The 16436-nt window shown below is 63.2% G+C and carries 23 protein-coding genes; 9 read left to right on the top strand and 14 right to left on the bottom strand.

The window, feature by feature from the left end; translation table 11 throughout:
- The first annotated feature begins 2 nt into the window (after window positions 1-2).
- Together C440_RS10880 and C440_RS10885 are read left to right on the top strand one after the other, a co-directional pair.
- Window positions 3-422, top strand: a complete 420-nt coding sequence (locus tag C440_RS10880; RefSeq protein WP_008320526.1) for a hypothetical protein — start codon at window positions 3-5, stop codon at window positions 420-422.
- Window positions 423-513: 91 nt separating this feature from the next.
- Window positions 514-1248, top strand: a complete 735-nt coding sequence (locus C440_RS10885) for a GNAT family N-acetyltransferase (protein ID WP_008320527.1) — start codon at window positions 514-516, stop codon at window positions 1246-1248.
- A 120-nt stretch (window positions 1249-1368) separates the two neighbouring features.
- Here C440_RS10885 and C440_RS17800 read toward each other — a convergent pair whose 3' ends face one another.
- Together C440_RS17800 and tmcA are read right to left on the bottom strand one after the other, a co-directional pair.
- Window positions 1369-1533, bottom strand: a complete 165-nt coding sequence (locus C440_RS17800; RefSeq protein WP_008320528.1) for a hypothetical protein — start codon at window positions 1531-1533, stop codon at window positions 1369-1371.
- 39 nt (window positions 1534-1572) lie between these two features.
- A complete protein-coding gene (gene tmcA / locus C440_RS10890) occupies window positions 1573-3861 on the bottom strand; it encodes a tRNA(Met) cytidine acetyltransferase TmcA (protein WP_008320529.1) in 2289 nt (762 codons plus the stop codon).
- A 292-nt stretch (window positions 3862-4153) separates the two neighbouring features.
- On the opposite strand from tmcA, the gene rpl7ae reads away from it, so the two are divergent.
- From rpl7ae to C440_RS10915, 5 genes are all read left to right on the top strand, one after another.
- Entirely contained in the window at window positions 4154-4516 is a 363-nt protein-coding gene (gene rpl7ae, locus C440_RS10895; RefSeq protein WP_008320530.1) for a 50S ribosomal protein L7Ae, read from the top strand.
- A gap of 6 nt (window positions 4517-4522) precedes the next feature.
- A complete protein-coding gene (locus tag C440_RS10900; RefSeq protein ID WP_008320531.1) occupies window positions 4523-4747 on the top strand; it encodes a 30S ribosomal protein S28e in 225 nt (74 codons plus the stop codon).
- Window positions 4748-4749: 2 nt separating this feature from the next.
- The gene (locus C440_RS10905) at window positions 4750-4953 is read left to right on the top strand and encodes a 50S ribosomal protein L24e (protein WP_008320532.1); all 204 of its coding nucleotides are present in this window, start codon (window positions 4750-4752) and stop codon (window positions 4951-4953) included.
- Complete coding sequence (gene ndk / locus C440_RS10910; RefSeq protein WP_008320533.1) at window positions 4954-5418, top strand: nucleoside-diphosphate kinase; 465 nt, start codon at window positions 4954-4956, stop codon at window positions 5416-5418.
- 245 nt (window positions 5419-5663) lie between these two features.
- Entirely contained in the window at window positions 5664-6221 is a 558-nt protein-coding gene (locus C440_RS10915; RefSeq protein WP_008320535.1) for a hypothetical protein, read from the top strand.
- 25 nt (window positions 6222-6246) lie between these two features.
- Here C440_RS10915 and C440_RS10920 read toward each other — a convergent pair whose 3' ends face one another.
- The 10 genes from C440_RS10920 to C440_RS10965 all read right to left on the bottom strand — a co-directional run bounded on the left by C440_RS10920 (window position 6247) and on the right by C440_RS10965 (window position 14192).
- On the bottom strand, window positions 6247-6744 hold the full coding sequence (locus tag C440_RS10920) for an ester cyclase (protein ID WP_008320536.1): 498 nt from the start codon (window positions 6742-6744) through the stop codon (window positions 6247-6249).
- Window positions 6745-6848: 104 nt separating this feature from the next.
- Window positions 6849-7847, bottom strand: coding sequence for a cupredoxin domain-containing protein (locus tag C440_RS17930; protein ID WP_008320538.1), 999 nt, complete (start codon window positions 7845-7847; stop codon window positions 6849-6851).
- Between the two features lie 192 nt (window positions 7848-8039).
- Window positions 8040-9113: a methionine synthase gene (locus tag C440_RS10930; protein WP_008320540.1), complete on the bottom strand. Its 1074-nt coding sequence runs from the start codon at window positions 9111-9113 to the stop codon at window positions 8040-8042.
- Window positions 9110-10117, bottom strand: coding sequence for a 5-methyltetrahydropteroyltriglutamate--homocysteine S-methyltransferase (locus tag C440_RS10935; RefSeq protein ID WP_008320542.1), 1008 nt, complete (start codon window positions 10115-10117; stop codon window positions 9110-9112). Before C440_RS10935 ends, C440_RS10930 begins: the two co-directional genes overlap by 4 nt.
- A 59-nt stretch (window positions 10118-10176) precedes the next feature.
- On the bottom strand, window positions 10177-10773 hold the full coding sequence (locus C440_RS10940) for a HemK2/MTQ2 family protein methyltransferase (RefSeq protein WP_008320543.1): 597 nt from the start codon (window positions 10771-10773) through the stop codon (window positions 10177-10179).
- On the bottom strand, window positions 10770-11990 hold the full coding sequence (locus C440_RS10945; RefSeq protein WP_008320544.1) for a mechanosensitive ion channel family protein: 1221 nt from the start codon (window positions 11988-11990) through the stop codon (window positions 10770-10772). Before C440_RS10945 ends, C440_RS10940 begins: the two co-directional genes overlap by 4 nt.
- A gap of 3 nt (window positions 11991-11993) precedes the next feature.
- Window positions 11994-12857, bottom strand: coding sequence for a 16S ribosomal RNA methyltransferase A (locus C440_RS10950; protein WP_008320545.1), 864 nt, complete (start codon window positions 12855-12857; stop codon window positions 11994-11996).
- A gap of 43 nt (window positions 12858-12900) precedes the next feature.
- Window positions 12901-13488 carry a DUF655 domain-containing protein gene (locus C440_RS10955; protein WP_008320547.1) on the bottom strand — a complete coding sequence of 196 codons (588 nt, stop codon included), beginning with the start codon at window positions 13486-13488 and terminating at the stop codon, window positions 12901-12903.
- A 53-nt stretch (window positions 13489-13541) separates the two neighbouring features.
- Complete coding sequence (locus C440_RS10960; RefSeq protein ID WP_008320548.1) at window positions 13542-13898, bottom strand: RNA polymerase Rpb4 family protein; 357 nt, start codon at window positions 13896-13898, stop codon at window positions 13542-13544.
- Between the two features lie 3 nt (window positions 13899-13901).
- Window positions 13902-14192, bottom strand: coding sequence for a 50S ribosomal protein L21e (locus tag C440_RS10965; RefSeq protein ID WP_008320550.1), 291 nt, complete (start codon window positions 14190-14192; stop codon window positions 13902-13904).
- A 123-nt stretch (window positions 14193-14315) separates the two neighbouring features.
- Between C440_RS10965 and C440_RS10970 the strand changes: the two genes are divergently transcribed.
- Both C440_RS10970 and C440_RS10975 read left to right on the top strand, forming a co-directional pair.
- On the top strand, window positions 14316-15476 hold the full coding sequence (locus C440_RS10970) for a cystathionine gamma-synthase (protein ID WP_008320551.1): 1161 nt from the start codon (window positions 14316-14318) through the stop codon (window positions 15474-15476).
- A gap of 134 nt (window positions 15477-15610) precedes the next feature.
- Window positions 15611-15865: a hypothetical protein gene (locus C440_RS10975; protein ID WP_008320552.1), complete on the top strand. Its 255-nt coding sequence runs from the start codon at window positions 15611-15613 to the stop codon at window positions 15863-15865.
- A 61-nt stretch (window positions 15866-15926) separates the two neighbouring features.
- Here C440_RS10975 and C440_RS10980 read toward each other — a convergent pair whose 3' ends face one another.
- Both C440_RS10980 and C440_RS10985 read right to left on the bottom strand, forming a co-directional pair.
- A complete protein-coding gene (locus C440_RS10980) occupies window positions 15927-16193 on the bottom strand; it encodes an elongation factor 1-beta (protein ID WP_008320553.1) in 267 nt (88 codons plus the stop codon).
- A 2-nt stretch (window positions 16194-16195) separates the two neighbouring features.
- Entirely contained in the window at window positions 16196-16375 is a 180-nt protein-coding gene (locus C440_RS10985) for an HVO_2753 family zinc finger protein (RefSeq protein WP_004042997.1), read from the bottom strand.
- Window positions 16376-16436: the final 61 nt, after the last annotated feature.

Consider the following 16436-nt stretch of genomic DNA (forward strand, 5'->3'; position numbering starts at 1 on the left):
CGATGACGGGCGACACCGCATCGCGGGCCGCGACCGACGCCGACCGCGACCCCGAACACGTCAGGTTCGGCGAGCGCGTCAGGGACCTCGCGGCCGAGGCGCGGCAAGCGAAATCGGCGTTCGACCCGCCGCCCGAATCCGCCGCCGACGAGCGCGCCCTCGAATGCGCCCGCGACGGAGTCGGCCCGGCGGTCGCACTCTATATCGAGGCGCGGACCGGCGGTCGGATGGTCGAATTCACCGAGCGCGAGTTCCGACTGCTCCACCGGACGCTCAACGACTGGCTTTCGCTGTACACCCGGTGTTACGGGGTCGAACTCGACGCCGACTTCACGATTCGGGAGGCCGCAGAAGTGCTTCTCAAGACGCACAACACCCGCGACACGGCGCAACTGCTGACCTGTGTTCCGGCACGACACTGAGTCCCAACGCCGAATTTTCGTTTGTCTCCACCCGTCGTTCACCGAATCCACCACGAACAACAATTATTAACCATGGGTGTGATTGTGTACCATGGAAGTAACTGATAGTCTCAACTTCGGACACAAAGACCGGAAAGATATCTACGAATACATCGAGCGTCACGGAACCGTTCGGGAGGACGAAGTGCGGCGCGCGCTCAACTTCGAACCGGCGGCGCTCGGGTCGCATCTGACGATTCTTCGACGCGATGGCTACATCCGAAAGGTCGGCAAACACGTCGAGGTCGCGTACGCGCCCGGCGAGGAGGAGACGGTCGAACTCGACGGTCTCGACGTAACGATTCGGATGGCGCAAAACGTTGACCTCGAAAGCCTCGTCGAGGCCATCCACGAGGTTGCAGACGAGGGGCGCTACATCGAAGCCGAGACCGTCGCCGACGTGCTCGACCACGAGGAAGTCGTTCTCCGGCACAACGACGTCAGTTCCCGAATGGTGTTCGTCGCAACCGTCGGAGATGAACTCGCGGGATGGGTCCATCTCGACCTGCCCGAAGCCGAGAAATTGAGCCATACGGCCGTCCTCACCGTCGGCACGCGGCCGGAGTTCCGCGGCCACGGCATCGGGAGCAAACTCCTCGACCGCGGCGTCGGGTGGGCGCGCGACCACGGTTTCGAGAAACTGTACAACAGCGTGCCGGCGACCAACGAGGTCGCAATCGAGTTCCTCGAAGGCCACGGCTGGGAGACCGAAGCCGTCCGCGAGAATCACTACAAAATCGATGGCGACTACGTCGATGAAGTGATGATGGCCGCCTCGCTCCGGTGAGACGACACGCGGCACGCGGTACGCGCCGTATCACATCACAGACTCGAACCCTGATTTCTGCGACGGAACGGCGAGCGCGAGCGCGACACGAAAATCGAGTCCCGGCCACCAGCGGCGGCGTTACGACCAGTGTTCTTCCGCGCCGTCGAGCGGTTCGGCGACGACGCCGTCCTGTTGGACGAGCGCCCTCGCGTGGGCTGGGCAGACGTCTCTGTCGGCATCCCACGGGATGTAGAGTCTGACCGCCGCGACGTTCGCACAGTCGGGTTCGCTACACTCGGCCATACGGAAGCAGTCGTCGCGGAGGCGTATCGGTGTGTTGGACTACAGGAATCGGTCGCGTTCTTCGCGTGCCGCATCGCCACCGTACTCGTCCACGAGCGGTTCGTAGGCGTCGCCGAGGGCGCGCATCGCCTGCGCGGTGGAGTGGAAGTCGAGTTCGTCGGCCACGTCCGGCCACGGTCGCGTTTGTAACACTTTTCGGACGAGCAAGCGCTCCGCTCGCGCCGACAGCGAGGCGCGGCCGGGCGACGTGAGATGCGCGAGTGCGAGCCGCCGGAACGCGCCCGGCGCAGTCGTGTACAGTCCGGGACCGTACGAGGCCCCGACGACGACGCGCCATTCGTACGCCGAGAGGTCGGCGTCGTAGTCGGTGTCGGCGGCGGCGAGTGCCGCACGGGCGACGTCGGGGTCGAGGTCAGAGAGCGCGTCGCCGAGCACGTCGCCGATGCGGTCACAGAACCAGTCGGCGTGTCTGTCGTGAAGTTCGCGGCCGAGGTCGGAAAGCGGGTGCAACATGAGCGCGGAGTACTCCCCGCTGGTGTCGTTACGGGTAGTCGAAAGGTGTACACACCCGTAGTCGTTCTCGCGCCAAAACGAGAGGAGTTCGGGAGTCGCGCCGAATCCGACGCCGAGATAGTCCGCGTCGGTCTCGAACTCGGCTCGAATCTCCGAGAGCAGTCGAGAGCCGAGACCGCTGGACCGAACCGCGTGATGGGTGGCGATTCGCATCACTCGGTAGCCGACGGGCACGCCGGCGTCCTCGTCGCGGAGTTGGCTGGTGAACACGTCGGGGAGCATGTTCCCGCGGATGCGCCCGCCGTCGTACATGTGTCGGCGCGTTTCGGCGTCGAGACCGCCCTCGCGGGCGAGCAGTGCGACGGAGACGATTCGGCCGTCGTGCGTGAGCGCCCGGAGCGTCAGGTTCGGCGCATCGAGGAGACGGGCTAAATCGTCCGGTTCAGTCCGGTAGTGTGCGAGAACGAGCAAGCCGAACGCCTCGCGCAGGCGATGTTCGTCCGCGAGGAGGTCGTCGGGCGTGAGCGTCCGGTACGAGACGGTTTCGGGAGTCGCGTCCGCGACCAACTGGTCAACCGGCGGGCGAGCGTCGAGGAGGAGCGCGCGGAACGCCCACGATTCGACCGGGTCGCCGGCGGCGTACCGAATCGGGTCGGCAAGGCGAACCGAGCTGACGTCGTGGTCCGAGTCGTCGAGTCGGTCGCGGAACCGGACGGCGAACCCGCGACCTGCGCCCTCGTACCCGCGAACCGTCGTACAGAACGCGACTGCGGGTGTATCGAGGAACGATTCGAGAAGCCGAACCGGGAGCGCGGCCGCCTCGTCTACGACGAGCGCGTCGGTCTCGGCAGACGCCGCGGCGGCCCCCGCCTCGGTCGGTGGGACGTACGAGATGCATCCACCGGTCGTTGCCGACAAGTGGTAGTCGTCCGCGCTTCCGTCGGCGAGTGTGCCGAGCGTGGAGAGGAGTCGCTCCGCCCGGACGAACACCTCGGCGGCGTTTCGCTCGTCGGGGGCGGTCACGACGACAGTCCGTCCCTCGGCCGCGAGGCTCCCGGCGGCGAGACCGGCGGCGCTCGACTTGCCGCGTCCGCGGTCGGCTTCGACGACGACGGCCTGTCCGGTGCGCCGAAGCGCTTCCAGCGCGCTGAGCGCGTCCGACTGGTCGGCTGTCAGGCAGTCCTCGTAGGCGCGGCGCGGGAACCGTCGGTCTGCGTCGCGCGGAATTGACGGCACAGGCGTCTCGAACGAGATTCCCTGTGTGTACGACCCGTCGCGCTCGACGGTCTGGTTTTCGAGGTCGACGAGCGCGACGCCGGGGTGGTCCCGAAGCGTCGAGACGAGTCTGGCGCGGAACCGCCCCGCGACGTCATCGACGCCGAAAGGTGGCACTGCGAGGCGTTCGTCGAACGAATCGCGGTGAGACGCCCACTCGTCGAGCGACGGAGTGAGCAAGACGAGGAGGCCGCCGCCATCGACGGCACCGGCGACGCGGCCGAGCGCGTTCGGCGAGAACGATTCGTGGGCGTCGAGGACGACGACGGTCCGCGTCGTGCCGAGGAGTGACGACGCGTGTCGCGGGTCGAGACGCTCGAATCGGAACCCCTCGCGGGACGTGACGAAGGTCACTTCGTCGTCGGGGACGTCGGCCCCGCGAACGACATCGAAGGCGGCGTCGATACCGGCGTCTCTGTCGCCGGCGAAGACGAGGAGTCGTCGTTGGTTCGTCGCCATCGCCTCGTCGCGTCGGGCGGCCGCGAGAGACTCGCTATCGAGTGTGTCGGGTCGGCGAGCGCCGTCGCCGGAGCGGGTCATACCGTCGCTATGTCGGCGCGCCTATTCACGTTCTTCGGTCGGGTTCTTCGACGGCCGCCTGTAGCCGTCGGGGCCGCGAAAAATCGGCGTTTCTCGCGTGGCGTGCGGAGCCATCGCACGCCGTCGAGATTTTGAAAGCGCTTTTATGGGGGCCGGAGCAAAGAATGGTTACAGCCTGTCCGGGGTTGATGAACCTCCTCGCCGTAGGGATATCGTGCCTACCGGTTGTGACCGACCGACCGATGCGCCGGCGAGGGAGTCGAGCCCGCGAGCAGGATATAGGTGAACAACAATGGCTGTTTACGTAGACTTCGACGTACCGGCCGACCTCGCTGACAGCGCCGTCGAGGCGCTCGAGGTCGCCCGAGATACTGGTATCGTGAAGAAAGGAACCAACGAAACGACCAAGTCCATCGAGCGGGGCAACGCCCAGCTCGTCCTTATCGCGGAAGACGTCTCCCCTGAGGAGATCGTCATGCACCTGCCCGAACTCGCCGACGAGAAGGGCATTCCGTTCATCTTCGTCGAGACGCAGGACGACATCGGCCACGCCGCCGGTCTCGAAGTCGGCAGTGCCGCGGCCGCCATCGTTGACGGCGGCGAAGCCTCCGACGATGTCGAGGACATTGCGACTAAGGTCGAGGACCTTCGATAACCGACCATGAGCGCGGACGAACAAGCCAACGACTCGACGCCTGCTGAAGTCATCGAAGTCGTTGGAAAGACAGGGATGCACGGCGAGGCCATGCAGGTCAAGTGCCGCATCCGTGAAGGCTCCAACAAGGGCCGTATCATCACGCGAAACGTGCTGGGTCCCGTCCGTGAGGGCGACATCCTCCAGCTCCGCGAGACCCAGCGTGACGCCGACTCCATCGGAGGACAGTAACAATGGTCGAGAAGCGCACGTGTGACTACAGCGGTGAAGAAATCGAGCCCGGAACGGGCACGATGTACGTCAAGATCGACGGAACCATCCTCCACTTCAAGAACTCGAAGGCCGAGAAGAACTACTTCCTCGGCCGCGAGGCACGCGAGCTTGAGTGGACGGAAGCCGGCCGCCGCGCACGCGGTCGTTCTGAGGAGGACAACTAAATGTCCGACGCCGAGCGAACCTTCGTGATGGTCAAGCCGGACGGCGTCCAGCGCGGTCTCATCGGAGACATCGTCTCCCGATTCGAGGACCGCGGTCTCAAGATGGTCGCCGGCAAGTTCATGCAGATCGACGAGGAACTCGCCCACGAGCACTACGGCGAGCACGAGGGCAAGCCGTTCTTCGAAGGCCTCGTTGACTTCATCACTTCTGGTCCCGTCTTTGCGATGGTCTGGGAAGGTCAGGACGCGACGCGACAGGTCCGCCGTATGATGGGCGAGACCGATCCCGCCGAGTCCGCTCCCGGCACCATCCGCGGTGACTACGGTCTCGACCTCGGTCGGAACGTCATCCACGGCTCCGACCACGAGGACGAGGGCGCAAACGAGCGCGAAATCAGCCTGTTCTTCGACGACGACGAACTGGTTGACTACGAGCGCATCGACGAGACCTGGCTCTACGAGTAAGCTCTCGTCTCGAGTTTTAGTTTCTTACCCGAGAGGAGCGGCGGCTACGTCGCGGTCCCTCTCGTCCGCGCTCTCAGCGACGGGAGGGACGTTCTCGGCGCGCGGTGAGTGAATAGCTACCAGTACTCGCCACAGTCGCACGACGAATTACGTAGCCAGCAGACCTCGCCAAACATTCAGTCGCCGAATCGGACTGTCGGCTTCGACGCGAAAAACGATTTTGCGATGAGCGATAAACCTGTCGTATGGTTGAACTGGAGTTGGTCCTCCTCGCACTCGTGGTGGTGTTCGTCGTCGGAGTGGTCGCTATACTCGGCGTGACGGCAGTCGGAGCGTGGCTGACAGCACGGTTAGCGACGAATTTCTCGACGCTCGTCAAGCCGGCCGTGCTCGGTCCGACAGACATCCAAGATGTCGAACTGCGAGTCGCCGGTATGCGCGCGCTCGACCACGTCGATACCGGCGTCGTGACGGACGTCGTTCCGGAGCGCCGCCGAGGCGCTCGCGGCCTGTCACGATTCACGCTCAACGACGGCGTCCGGTTCGACCTCGCACTCGCAACGCCCGACGACAGGACGGCAACGCTCTGGGTCCCAGTTCCCGAGCGGTTGACGGGCCACTCGCGGTTCGAACGCATCGCATCGGCGTGTGACGTCTCGCCGGAACAGATATCCGATGCGGTTGGGTCCGAACTGCCGTTAGTTCGGGAGTCGGACGGTTCGTGGCGTATCGGCGAACACCGTAGCGAAAGCGGGAGCGGGCCGGCCGCGTTCACACGGGCAACCGAAAGCGATCGAGTGTAACTCGTTCACCCGCCGGAAGCCGGCGCTATGCCGACCCGAATCGAGACTTAAGACGGTGTGCCGCCAGCTTTGCGATGACGCGCGGACCCGGCGGCAACAACCCGAGTTGCCGAACGATGCCCATCAGATTCACCAGATTCCACTGTTCGACAATGCGTCCGTCTTCGATGCGGAAGACGAAGAACGCGTCCGCTTCGAACGAGCGACCCGTTGGAACGAGATTCCCCCACGCCTTCTGCGGCGTCCCACGGGCGGTCAAACGGCACATCACGCGGTCGTCTTGGCCGACCGCGTCCTCGATGGTGAGATGCCAATCCGGGACCGCCTCGCGGAAGCCGAGTATCTGCGCGACGAGCGACTCTCGACCCACACGGTCTACGCCGGCCCCCAGTTGGTGTGTGAGGACGTCTTCGTGAAGTACCGCCTCCGCGACGGTCTCGTCGCCTGTGTTCGCAAACTCTTCGATGTACCGACCGCAGAGTTCGACGTTTTCGGTCGTTGGTGTGGCCGCCTCAGTTCCCATACGAACGCTACGCTATGTTATGTGTTATCTATTGTCTAATTTATTCGGAACAGAGACGTTCAGTGCGCCGAGAAAAATAAAACGCGTCGTCGCGGCGTACGGTATCAGCCGGACGCGCGGTGTTCTTCGACGACGTGATTCCACGAGACGGTGCCTTGGTCAACGATGTTTTCTGGGGAGAGCGCGGCCGATGCCAACACCTCCGCGGGACTCGGGATGTTCGGGTCGAGTCCGCCGAGAACGATCGGGAAGAGACTCTCTGCTTCCGGCGGGCGACCAGTCTCTTCGACCGACGGTTCGGGGACGCCGTCGTCGCAGACGACGATTCGCATGACCATCCCGAACGCCTCGTGCGGGGGACAGTAGACGTCGTACACGCCGGTCGTCTCGAACCGGTAGAGCCAGTATCCGCCGACGGGCACGAGCGGCGACGAAAACGGCCCGACATCGTCGGGGACGCGGTTCTGTCGTCCGTGTCGTTCGTGGTACGCCGCGACGGCGTGGTCCGGTGTCTCGGCGCTGAAGAGCACGATATCACCCGGCTTGACGGCGAGTCCGGCGGGGTCGAAGTTGAACGCCAGGGTGTCGATGAGGAGTTCGGCGATTTCCTCGATGGTCACCGTCATCGGCCCACCCTGCGTCTGAACGGTTACTTCAGCGTCCGGGTCGGTCAGTTCGCCGGCCGTCAGTTCGCCGTCTTCGACGGCCGCGTTGAGGTTTCCAATCGTCTCTTCGGTGAGGACGCCCTGTCCGGCCAGCGCGAACACGAGGCCCGGAATGTCGATACGGAACTCGACTTCGTGTGCCGGTCGAACCGGCGGTTTGAACGACTCGAAACACTCCGAACCCACGTCACCCGAGCAGGGATTCGGCCCCACCGAGGCGAAGCCGAATATCGAATCGAGTTCGTTCGGCGTCGGACCACCACCACTGCCCCCGTTACCCGGTGGCCCGTTTTCTTTTTCTGACCGGTCGCCGCGAGCGACGGCGGGTCCGGTTCCCACACCCAGTAGCGTCGAAGCGGCCGCGGCACGCAGGATACTCCGGCGCGCGACCGGGAACCGTTGGTCGTCGTTCTGTTCGTCGTATTGCTTGTTAGTCACAGGTTCCCACCCCCGTCGAAAGGACAACGTCTGACAACATAAATTCGACCAACGGGTTAGAAATCTGAGAATCACGAGGGCATGAACGAAACCCCTGAATGTCGGGACGGTCACCCAAGACAGAAAAATCGACATCGGCGACCGTTCGAACCTCGGACGCTCAGCTGTTCGGGTGCTCAGCTACGTAGGCACTCAGTCCGCCTTCGGAACGGGCGCGGTGAGGTCGATTTCGCCAGCGTCGAGTTCGGCCTCGATTTCGCGGGCGGCGGTGACCATGTTTTTCATCTTCTCGTATGCGACTTCGCGCGGGAGCAGTTTCACGCCGCAGTCGGGTGACACGGTGAGTTTCTCCGGCGGAACGACCTTGAGACCCTGTTTGATATTCGCTTTGATCTCTTCGACCGACTCCACTTCGGCGGTGTGGACGTCCACGACGCCGAGTGCGAGGTCGGGTTCGAACTCGGGGTCGGTGAACACGTCAATCTGCTCGTAGCCGCCGTTGCAGAGTTCCACGTCGAACTCGTCGATTGGGTAGTCGTTGAGTTCGGGGTAGATGCGCGAGTAGTCGCCGTAACAGACGTGCAGGCCGATACGAACCTCGTCGGGGACGCCCGCGACGATGCGTTCGAGACACTCGCCGACGATGGCGTGGTCGTCGGGCGTCGTCGCCAGCGCGGGTTCGTCGATTTGGATGTACGTCGCACCCGCCTCGACGAGTTGCTCGATTTCCTCGTTGACGAGGTCGGCGAGGGCGTAGGCCAGCGCTTCCTCGGAGTCGTACTGCTCGTTGAACGACCAACTGGCGAGCGTGTACGGTCCCGTGATTGGCACCTTGACCGGGCGGGAGGCGGCGTTGCGGGTAAATTCGAACTCGTCTACCAGCCACGGTTCGTCGTACTCGACTTCACCGACGACAGACGGTTTGTCGAAGTAGTTGTGGCCCCACACTTTCACTGGGCCGTTGAACTCATAGCCGGGGATTCGGTGAGCGAAGTACTCGACCATCTCGTTGCGGCGCATCTCGCCGTCAACGACGGTGTCGAGCCCGGCGCGTTCGTGTTCGTCAACGATGGCGCGACAGGCGTCGTCGTGGGCCTCGTGGAGGTGTTCGTCCGTGAACTTCGAATCGGGGTCAGATGCGAGGTCGGTCGCGCGGTTGAGCCACTTGGGCTTCGGGTACGACCCGACGACGGTGGTGAGAAGGAAGTGTTCGTTCTCGTGGGTCGCCGGGCGGAACTGCTCGCGGTTCGTTGCGTTTCGGCTCATGCTTTCACCTCCGTTTCCGTTTCGGCCGCGGCGGCGACCGCGGCGAGTTTCTCCATCGCGCGATTCTCCGGCAGGTAGAACAGTTCAGTGTTGGTCGTCACGTAGGCAGTATCGAAGGTTTGACTCTGTACGCGGTCGAGCGTCCACTCGACGCGTTCGCGGACCGTCTCGGGGTCTTCGACCAGCGTGTTTTGGCCATCGACGAGACCGAGGGCGATGTCGTTTTTCGTGCCGTACTCGTTGATGTTGTAGAGCGTCTGGTCGCGGTCACCGGCGACGAAATCGAAGCCGAGGGCATCGACGTCGGCGTCCATCAAGTGCGCGTAGACTTTCTCTTCGAGTGCGCCCCAGTAGGTGTGCACGACGACGTTCGCATCCGTGGCGTCGGCGACAGCCGAAATCGCTTCGGGGACGCGTGCGTCGATGTCTTCTTCCGGGGGGGAGAACACGAGCGAGGGTTCGAGGAGGAACAGCGTCTCGTGTTCCGGGAACGCTTCGACTTCGCCGGCGAGGAACTCGCCGATGGCGTCGAGGAACGCCGCGTCGTCACCGTAGTGTTCGTCGGTCGCAAGGTCGGAAAGCGAGTACGGGCCGGGGAGGACGGCCTGTAGGGACTCGTCACCGAGGTGGTTAGCGGTCGTCTCTAGTTCGGCCGCGACGTCACCGGAGAACGTCAGGTCGCCGCGGACCTGCGGGTCACGGTAGAAGTTGTTGTTGTCGTAATAGCGGACGATACCGCCCGTCTCGACGTTCTCGTGGACGGTCAGCGGATGCGCGAGCATGTCGTCCCAGCGGAGTTGACCCTCGACGATGCGGTCGAGACCGGCATCGACCTGCTCCGAGACGACTTCCTCGCGGCCGCGGTCGTACGCGTTCACGATGTCTGTGCCCTCGTCGCCGGAGATGAGGTCGTGTTTCTGGTGACCTTTCAGGTCTGAGAGGTCTTGCTTTGCCCAATCCGGGAGGGGATACAACCCCGGTGTCGTCGAGACGAGTTCAGTCATCACTCGTCGGTAAGAAATGACGGAGTATAATATTTCCTGTATCGACAAATGCGTGGTGGTTATTCCAGGGCCAGAACAGTGAGCGTTTCGTACGGATACGACTCCTGAACGACGACTTCGTGGCTGAACCCGTTCGATTCGGCGCGTGCGAGTACTTCGTCATAGCCGGTGAGACTGCTCACGAGCAGAAACACTTCGCCACCGGGTTTGAGAACGCGGCCGACGGTGTCGAGAAACGGGTCGATGATTTCGCGGCCGTCTTCGCCACCGGTGAGCGCGACTTCCATCCAGTCGTCGCGGGCCGCTTCGAGGTCTTCAGGGAGATACGGCGGGTTGAACGCAACCGCGTCGAACGAGTCCTCGCGGAAGGGTTCGACGAGACTTCCGCGAACGACCTCGAATCCACGGTGCCCGTCGGCGCGGAGCGACGCGGACCGCTCGGCGGCCTGTCGGCACGCATGCGGATTCAAGTCGCTTGCGACGACCTCGGCGTCCGTCTTGGTTGCGAGTTGTTCGGCGACCCACCCCGAGCCGGTTCCGACTTCGAGAACACGCCCGGCGATGCGGTCGAGCGCCGCCTGTGCGAGCAGTCCGGAGTCCTCCGCAGGCTGATAGACGGACGTGTTCATCCCGCGCCGTTCGGCGAGGTCGGTCATCGGCTGTCGGCCTCCGCCTCGTCCGCGTCGGCAACGTCGCCGCCGTCAGTCTCAGGTGAAGCCGCCGAGGGACCGTCCGTGATCGGAACCGGTCCGGGATGGTTGCGCCCCGAGAGTTCGCGCTGTGGGAACGGAATCGTGATGTCCTCGTCGGCGAACGCTTCGTGAATCGCACCGATTGCGGCGGTTCGGGCGCGCCACCGACGGCGGGCGCTCGGGCGGTCTATCCACGGGCGCACCCCGAGGACGACAGCAGAGTTACCGAAGCGCTTTGCGACCACCTGCGGTTTCGGCACCGACAGTACCTCGTCGAGTTCCTCGACCGCGGTCTGTGCGACTGAAGCGGCGTGGTCGAGGTCGGTGTCGTAGTCAACGCCGACGTCGATGTCGAGGCGGAGCCGCCCCTTTCGACTTCGATTGACGAGGCTTTCGGAACTCACCACGTCGTTCGGAATCATGACGAACTCGCCGTCGAACGTCTGGATGCGGGTGTTCACGACCGTGATTTCGGTGACGATGCCCTCGTGTTCTCCGACTTCGACCCAGTCGCCGATTTCGAACGGGCGGGAGAACATCAAGACGAACCCGGCGATGAGCGCACCGAGCGTCTGTCGCGCGGCCATACCGACGACGATACCGAGGAATCCGGCACCGACGAGGAACCCACCGAGGTTCGCCTCCCAGATTCCGAGGATGACGATGGTTGCGACGAGGTACGTCGAAACCTGCGCCAGGCGGTAGATAATCTCGCGTTGGTGGTCGGATATCTCGGGGCGCGTGCTCGCAATCTCCTGTATGAAGCGACCGAGGACGGACGTCAACACGTACGCACCGACGAGGAACGTCCCCGAGAGGGCGACCTGTATCAGCGTCTGTGTTCCGAGGTCGTACTGCTGAGAGAGCGTCCCGATGTCGCCGGAGAGCGACCAGACGGCAAAGAGGAACGCGCCGCCGAGGACGACGACGACCAGACGGAGCAGCGTGACTCCGAGGTGCCAGGCGGGACCGGAGACACTGCCAACGTCCATGTCGTGGAGCCGAGCGCCGAATCGCCAGATTACGGCGATAATAACGGCGGTGAAGACGCTGGCGGCGAGACGCAGTTCGAACGAGGGGAACCACGAGGCGAGTTCGACGAGTCCGCCGGTCTGGAGCACGCTGTTCGTCGAACGGAACAAGGAGGGATTCGAAAGCGGAGCGAACACGGGAACCGACATGGATTATACCCCAACCGAGGCGGCGAGCTGTGCGAGTTCGGCGAACGCTTCGGGAGACATGTTCCCGGCACGCTTTCGAAGTACGTCTTCGTCGGCCGCCTCAACGACTGCTTCCGGGTCTGACAGTCCAGAGATGTGCGGCGTGTTTCGGATGCCGTTTCGGATGGTCTTGCGACGTTGGGTGAAAAGCGCTTTTACGAAGTCGAAGAAGAACTCCTCGTCGTCAACCTCGTAATCCGGCGCGCGAGGAGTGATGCGAACGATTGCGCTCTGGACTGCCGGTTTCGGGTCGAACGCTTCTCGTGGAACGATTTCGCAGACTTCGACGTCGCCGTAGTGTTGGGCGCTCACCGAGAGGCGGCCGTACTCGGACGTGCCGGATTCGGCGGCCATCCGCTCGCCGAACTCCTTTTGAAACATGAGCACGAGCGGCTTGCCGCGCGGCAACAGGCGAAACGAAATTTCCGAGGAGATGCCGTACGGCAAATTCGAGACACAGGCTGTGAACTCGGGGAGTTCGAGTTCCAGCGCGTCGCCTTCGAGAACCGTGAGGCGGTCGGCCGCGATTGCATCGGCGAACTCGCGGCGGAGATGGTCGGCGAACGACCGGTCCTGTTCGACGACGGTCACGCGGTCGGCGACCGCAAGCAGGCGGTCCGTGAGAACGCCGGGACCGCCCCCGATTTCGAGGACGTGCGAGCGGTCGGCGTCCGCCGGGAGGTACGTCGGAATTCGATCGACGACGCGGTCGTCGATGAGAAAGTGCTGGTCTCGGTTCGGGTCGCCACGCACGCCCGCTCGTCGAATCAGCGCGTCGGGGTCTCGTGTGGCGGCCTCGGGGACCTGTTCGCTTCCGTCGCTCGTCATTGAGGGTGTTATCGTGTGGGAGCGGGTAAAAGTCCCGTTCCGCTTATCCGTCGATTCTAACGAACGTCTTGTACTTCACGTCGTTGTCTTGCAGTTCGTCCATGATGCGCTCGGCGATCACGTCTTTCGGGTGATGGAGTCCCGAAACGCGCTCTTCGAGGTCCTCGAACGATTCGAACGGCCCGCGCCGTTTTCGCTCTTCGAGGATTTTGTCCCGGAGTTTCTTCCCGATTCCCGGAAGCAAATTGAGTTGGTGGAGCCGCAAGGTGATGGGTTGTGCGTCGTTGTAGAAATCGACGAACCGCTGTTCGTCGGCGTCGATGATGTCGGAAACGACGTACTCGACCTCCGCGGTCGCGGTGTTCGAGAGGTCACCGTAGGAAACCTCTACGACCGATTCGACCACGTTGCGGTCGGCTGTCGGCGACACGACAACGCTGTCGCCGATACTCACGTCGGCATCTTCTACAAGGGTCAACTCGAGGAGACGGAAGTTCGACTCGCCGAGTGCGTACGCAATCGGTTCGGCGTCGAACCGTCGATTGTCTCCTTGACGCCCGTGGCGGAGTACGTCGAGTACGATAGCGTACTCGGCCGTGGCGTCGGCGTCACCGCTCTCCGAACGTGTCATGCCAGTAGTTACGGCGAGCCGATATTTAAATAGTTGGCCGCGCCGTCGCGCGGTCAGACGTACTTTGCGACGACGTTGAGAATTTCGTCGAGCTCGTCGCCGGAGAGTGCGTAACGCTGTTGGGCGAAGACCGCACGCAGTTCGTCACGTGACTGCGGGAGGAGGTCCGCGATTTTGATCGCGGTCGGGCCGTCTACCTTTTCGAGCTCGGCGAGCTCCTCGACGAGTTCACGCGATTCCTCGGGGTCGAGGTGGGCGAACCGGTTGACGTGTTCGATAGCACGCGCCAGTTCGTAGCGCATCTCGCGCTCTTCGTCGGCGGCGCGCTCGGCCTCAACTTCGGCGAGGAGTTCCTTGACCTCGGAGGTCGTCAGGTACTCCTCGCCGATTTTTTCTTTGAATATGGTCATCGCTTACTGCTGGGCGCGCAGGTGAGCGGGGCGGACGATTACCGTCTTTTCTTTGCCGCCGTCGGTGATTTGGACCTTGAACGCGCGACCCTGCTTTCCGACGACCTCACCGGTGAGACCGTTGAAACGCGGGTGGAAGCGACCTTTACGAACGCTCGGGTCGATGTTGAGGTGGACCTTCTGGCCCTCCTCGAATTCCGCAATCGCGCGCTGCGGCGGCGAAGTACCGCGCTCACGCGGCTTGTTCGAGAGCTTTCCTCGCGTCCCCTTCATCGGACCGTTGGAGCTCGGCATAGTCGTGAGAACGAATACTTGCGTCGTCATTATAAATTGCACGTTACGGACCGCGCGTGTGGCACCCCCGCGTGGTCGCGCGGGAGGGACGGACTTAACCCGAGCGGGTGCGGGGGTTTTCGTATGTCTGAAGACGAGCGACGCATCGAGACGCGCGCCATCCACGCCGGTCAGGAACCCGACGAAGAGACGGGAGCGCTCATGACGCCCATCTACGCGAACTCCACGTACGCACAGGACGGTCCCGGTGACCACCGCGGCTACGAGTACTCCCGGACGGGAAACCCGACGCGAACTGACCTCGAATCGAATCTGGCGGCGCTCGAAAACGGCTCGTACGGCCGTGCGTTCTCCTCGGGGATGGGTGCGATAAACACCGTTCTCAACCTACTCGAAGCGGGAGACCACGTCGTCGCCGGCAACGACGTCTACGGCGGCACCCATCGCATCTTCACGCAGGTCTACGAGAAGTACGACCTCGAATTCGACTTCGTCGAGACCACAGACCACGATGCGGTCCGCGAAGCCGTCCGCGACGAGACGGCGCTCGTGTGGGTCGAAACGCCGACGAACCCGCTCATGCGCGTCAACGACATCGAAGCGCTGGCCGACATCGCCCACGAGGTCGATGCGCTCTGTGCCGTAGACAACACCTTCGCAACGCCGTACCTCCAACGCCCGCTCGACCTCGGTGCGGACATCGTCTCGCACTCCCTGACGAAATACCTCGGCGGCCACTCCGACATCGTCGGCGGCGCGCTCATCACGGACGACGAGGAACTCGACGAGGAAATCGCCTTCTACCAAAACTCCGTCGGTGCGACGCCGTCGCCGTTCGATTGCTTCCTCGTCCTCCGCGGGACCAAGACGCTTCCCGTCCGTATGGACCGTCACTGCGACAACGCCCGCGAACTCGCGGCGTGGCTCGACGACCACGACGCGGTCGAGACCGTCCACTATCCCGGACTCGACTCACACCCGCAACACGAACTCGCGGCGGAGCAGATGGACGACTTCGGCGGCATGCTCTCGTTCGAACTCGACGGCACACTCGAACAGGCATCGACCGTCGTCGAGGAGACCGACGTGTTCACCCTCGCCGAGAGTCTCGGCGGCGTCGAGAGCCTCATCGAACAGCCCGCGGCGATGACCCACGCGGCCATCCCCCGCGAAGAGCGCCTCGAAGCCGGTCTTACCGACGGTCTCATTCGCGTCTCTATCGGTATCGAACACATCGACGACATGAAAGCGGACCTCGAACAGGCGTTCGACGCCGCGTTCTAACGTCCGACCGTCGTTTTGCGGTCTCAGACGGAGAAAAGAGTATTCAAAGCGCATTTTTCCACCCCGATACCGGTTGTTGCCGTCACGTGGGAACGCGGGGAAGGGTTATTGACTATGCCGAAGAATAATTATATATGTCTCAAAAATCGGTCTCGCTGAGCGCAGAGTCGTTCCAGCAACCACAACCCGACGTGGTAGAACGCGAGATGGTCGATTCCGACGACCACGAAGGGTCGAGCCACAGCGCAGAGCAGTTCGGTATCGGACTCAGTGCCGGGTTCCTCATCGGCGGGATTCTCGGTGTCCTCACGAACTCGCTGTCGCTCGGCGTGATGTTCGGGATGACCGTCGGTGTCGTCCTCGGCGTCGTGTTGATGGAATACCGCTGATTGTCGGACCCGAGCGCTGTCGCTCGTCGGGGCGAGTGTGAGAGAAAAGTCGGTCGTCAGTTCAGATACGGCCGACGTTCTCGACGGAGACGCTTTCGACGCCTTCGACTTCGATGAACGCTTCCTCGACAGCCTCGGTGCCACCGGCGTCGTCGGGGACGATGACCGTCGGCAGGAGGGCGACGAGACCGAACGCGACGTCGTCGCGCTCGAAGCCCTTGATTTTTGCACCCTCGGGGAGGGAGTCTTCGAGCAGGTCCTCGAGGTCGTCGAGGTCCAGTTCGGGGCTGTTCGGCATGACCTTGATTTTAGCGGCTACTTTTCCCATGATTATGGACCCATGAATCCGCAGTCGGGGCACTCGTAGAGGTTGCTCTGCTTCCGGCACTTGGAACAACGCGAAATCTCCTGACCACAGTCGGGGCACTTGAACGTCGCGGCGCTCATGCCAGCGATGTTGATGCCGCAGGACACACACTGGTGCGCGTGTCGCTGTTCGGACTCGCTCATACGCTCACAAACCGGCGCACGACTTTTAACCGTTGTCTTTCCGGGTTCTTCCGAGGGGTAT

This window comes from Haloferax mucosum ATCC BAA-1512, assembly GCF_000337815.1.
GTDB classification, from domain to species: Archaea; Halobacteriota; Halobacteria; order Halobacteriales; family Haloferacaceae; genus Haloferax; species Haloferax mucosum.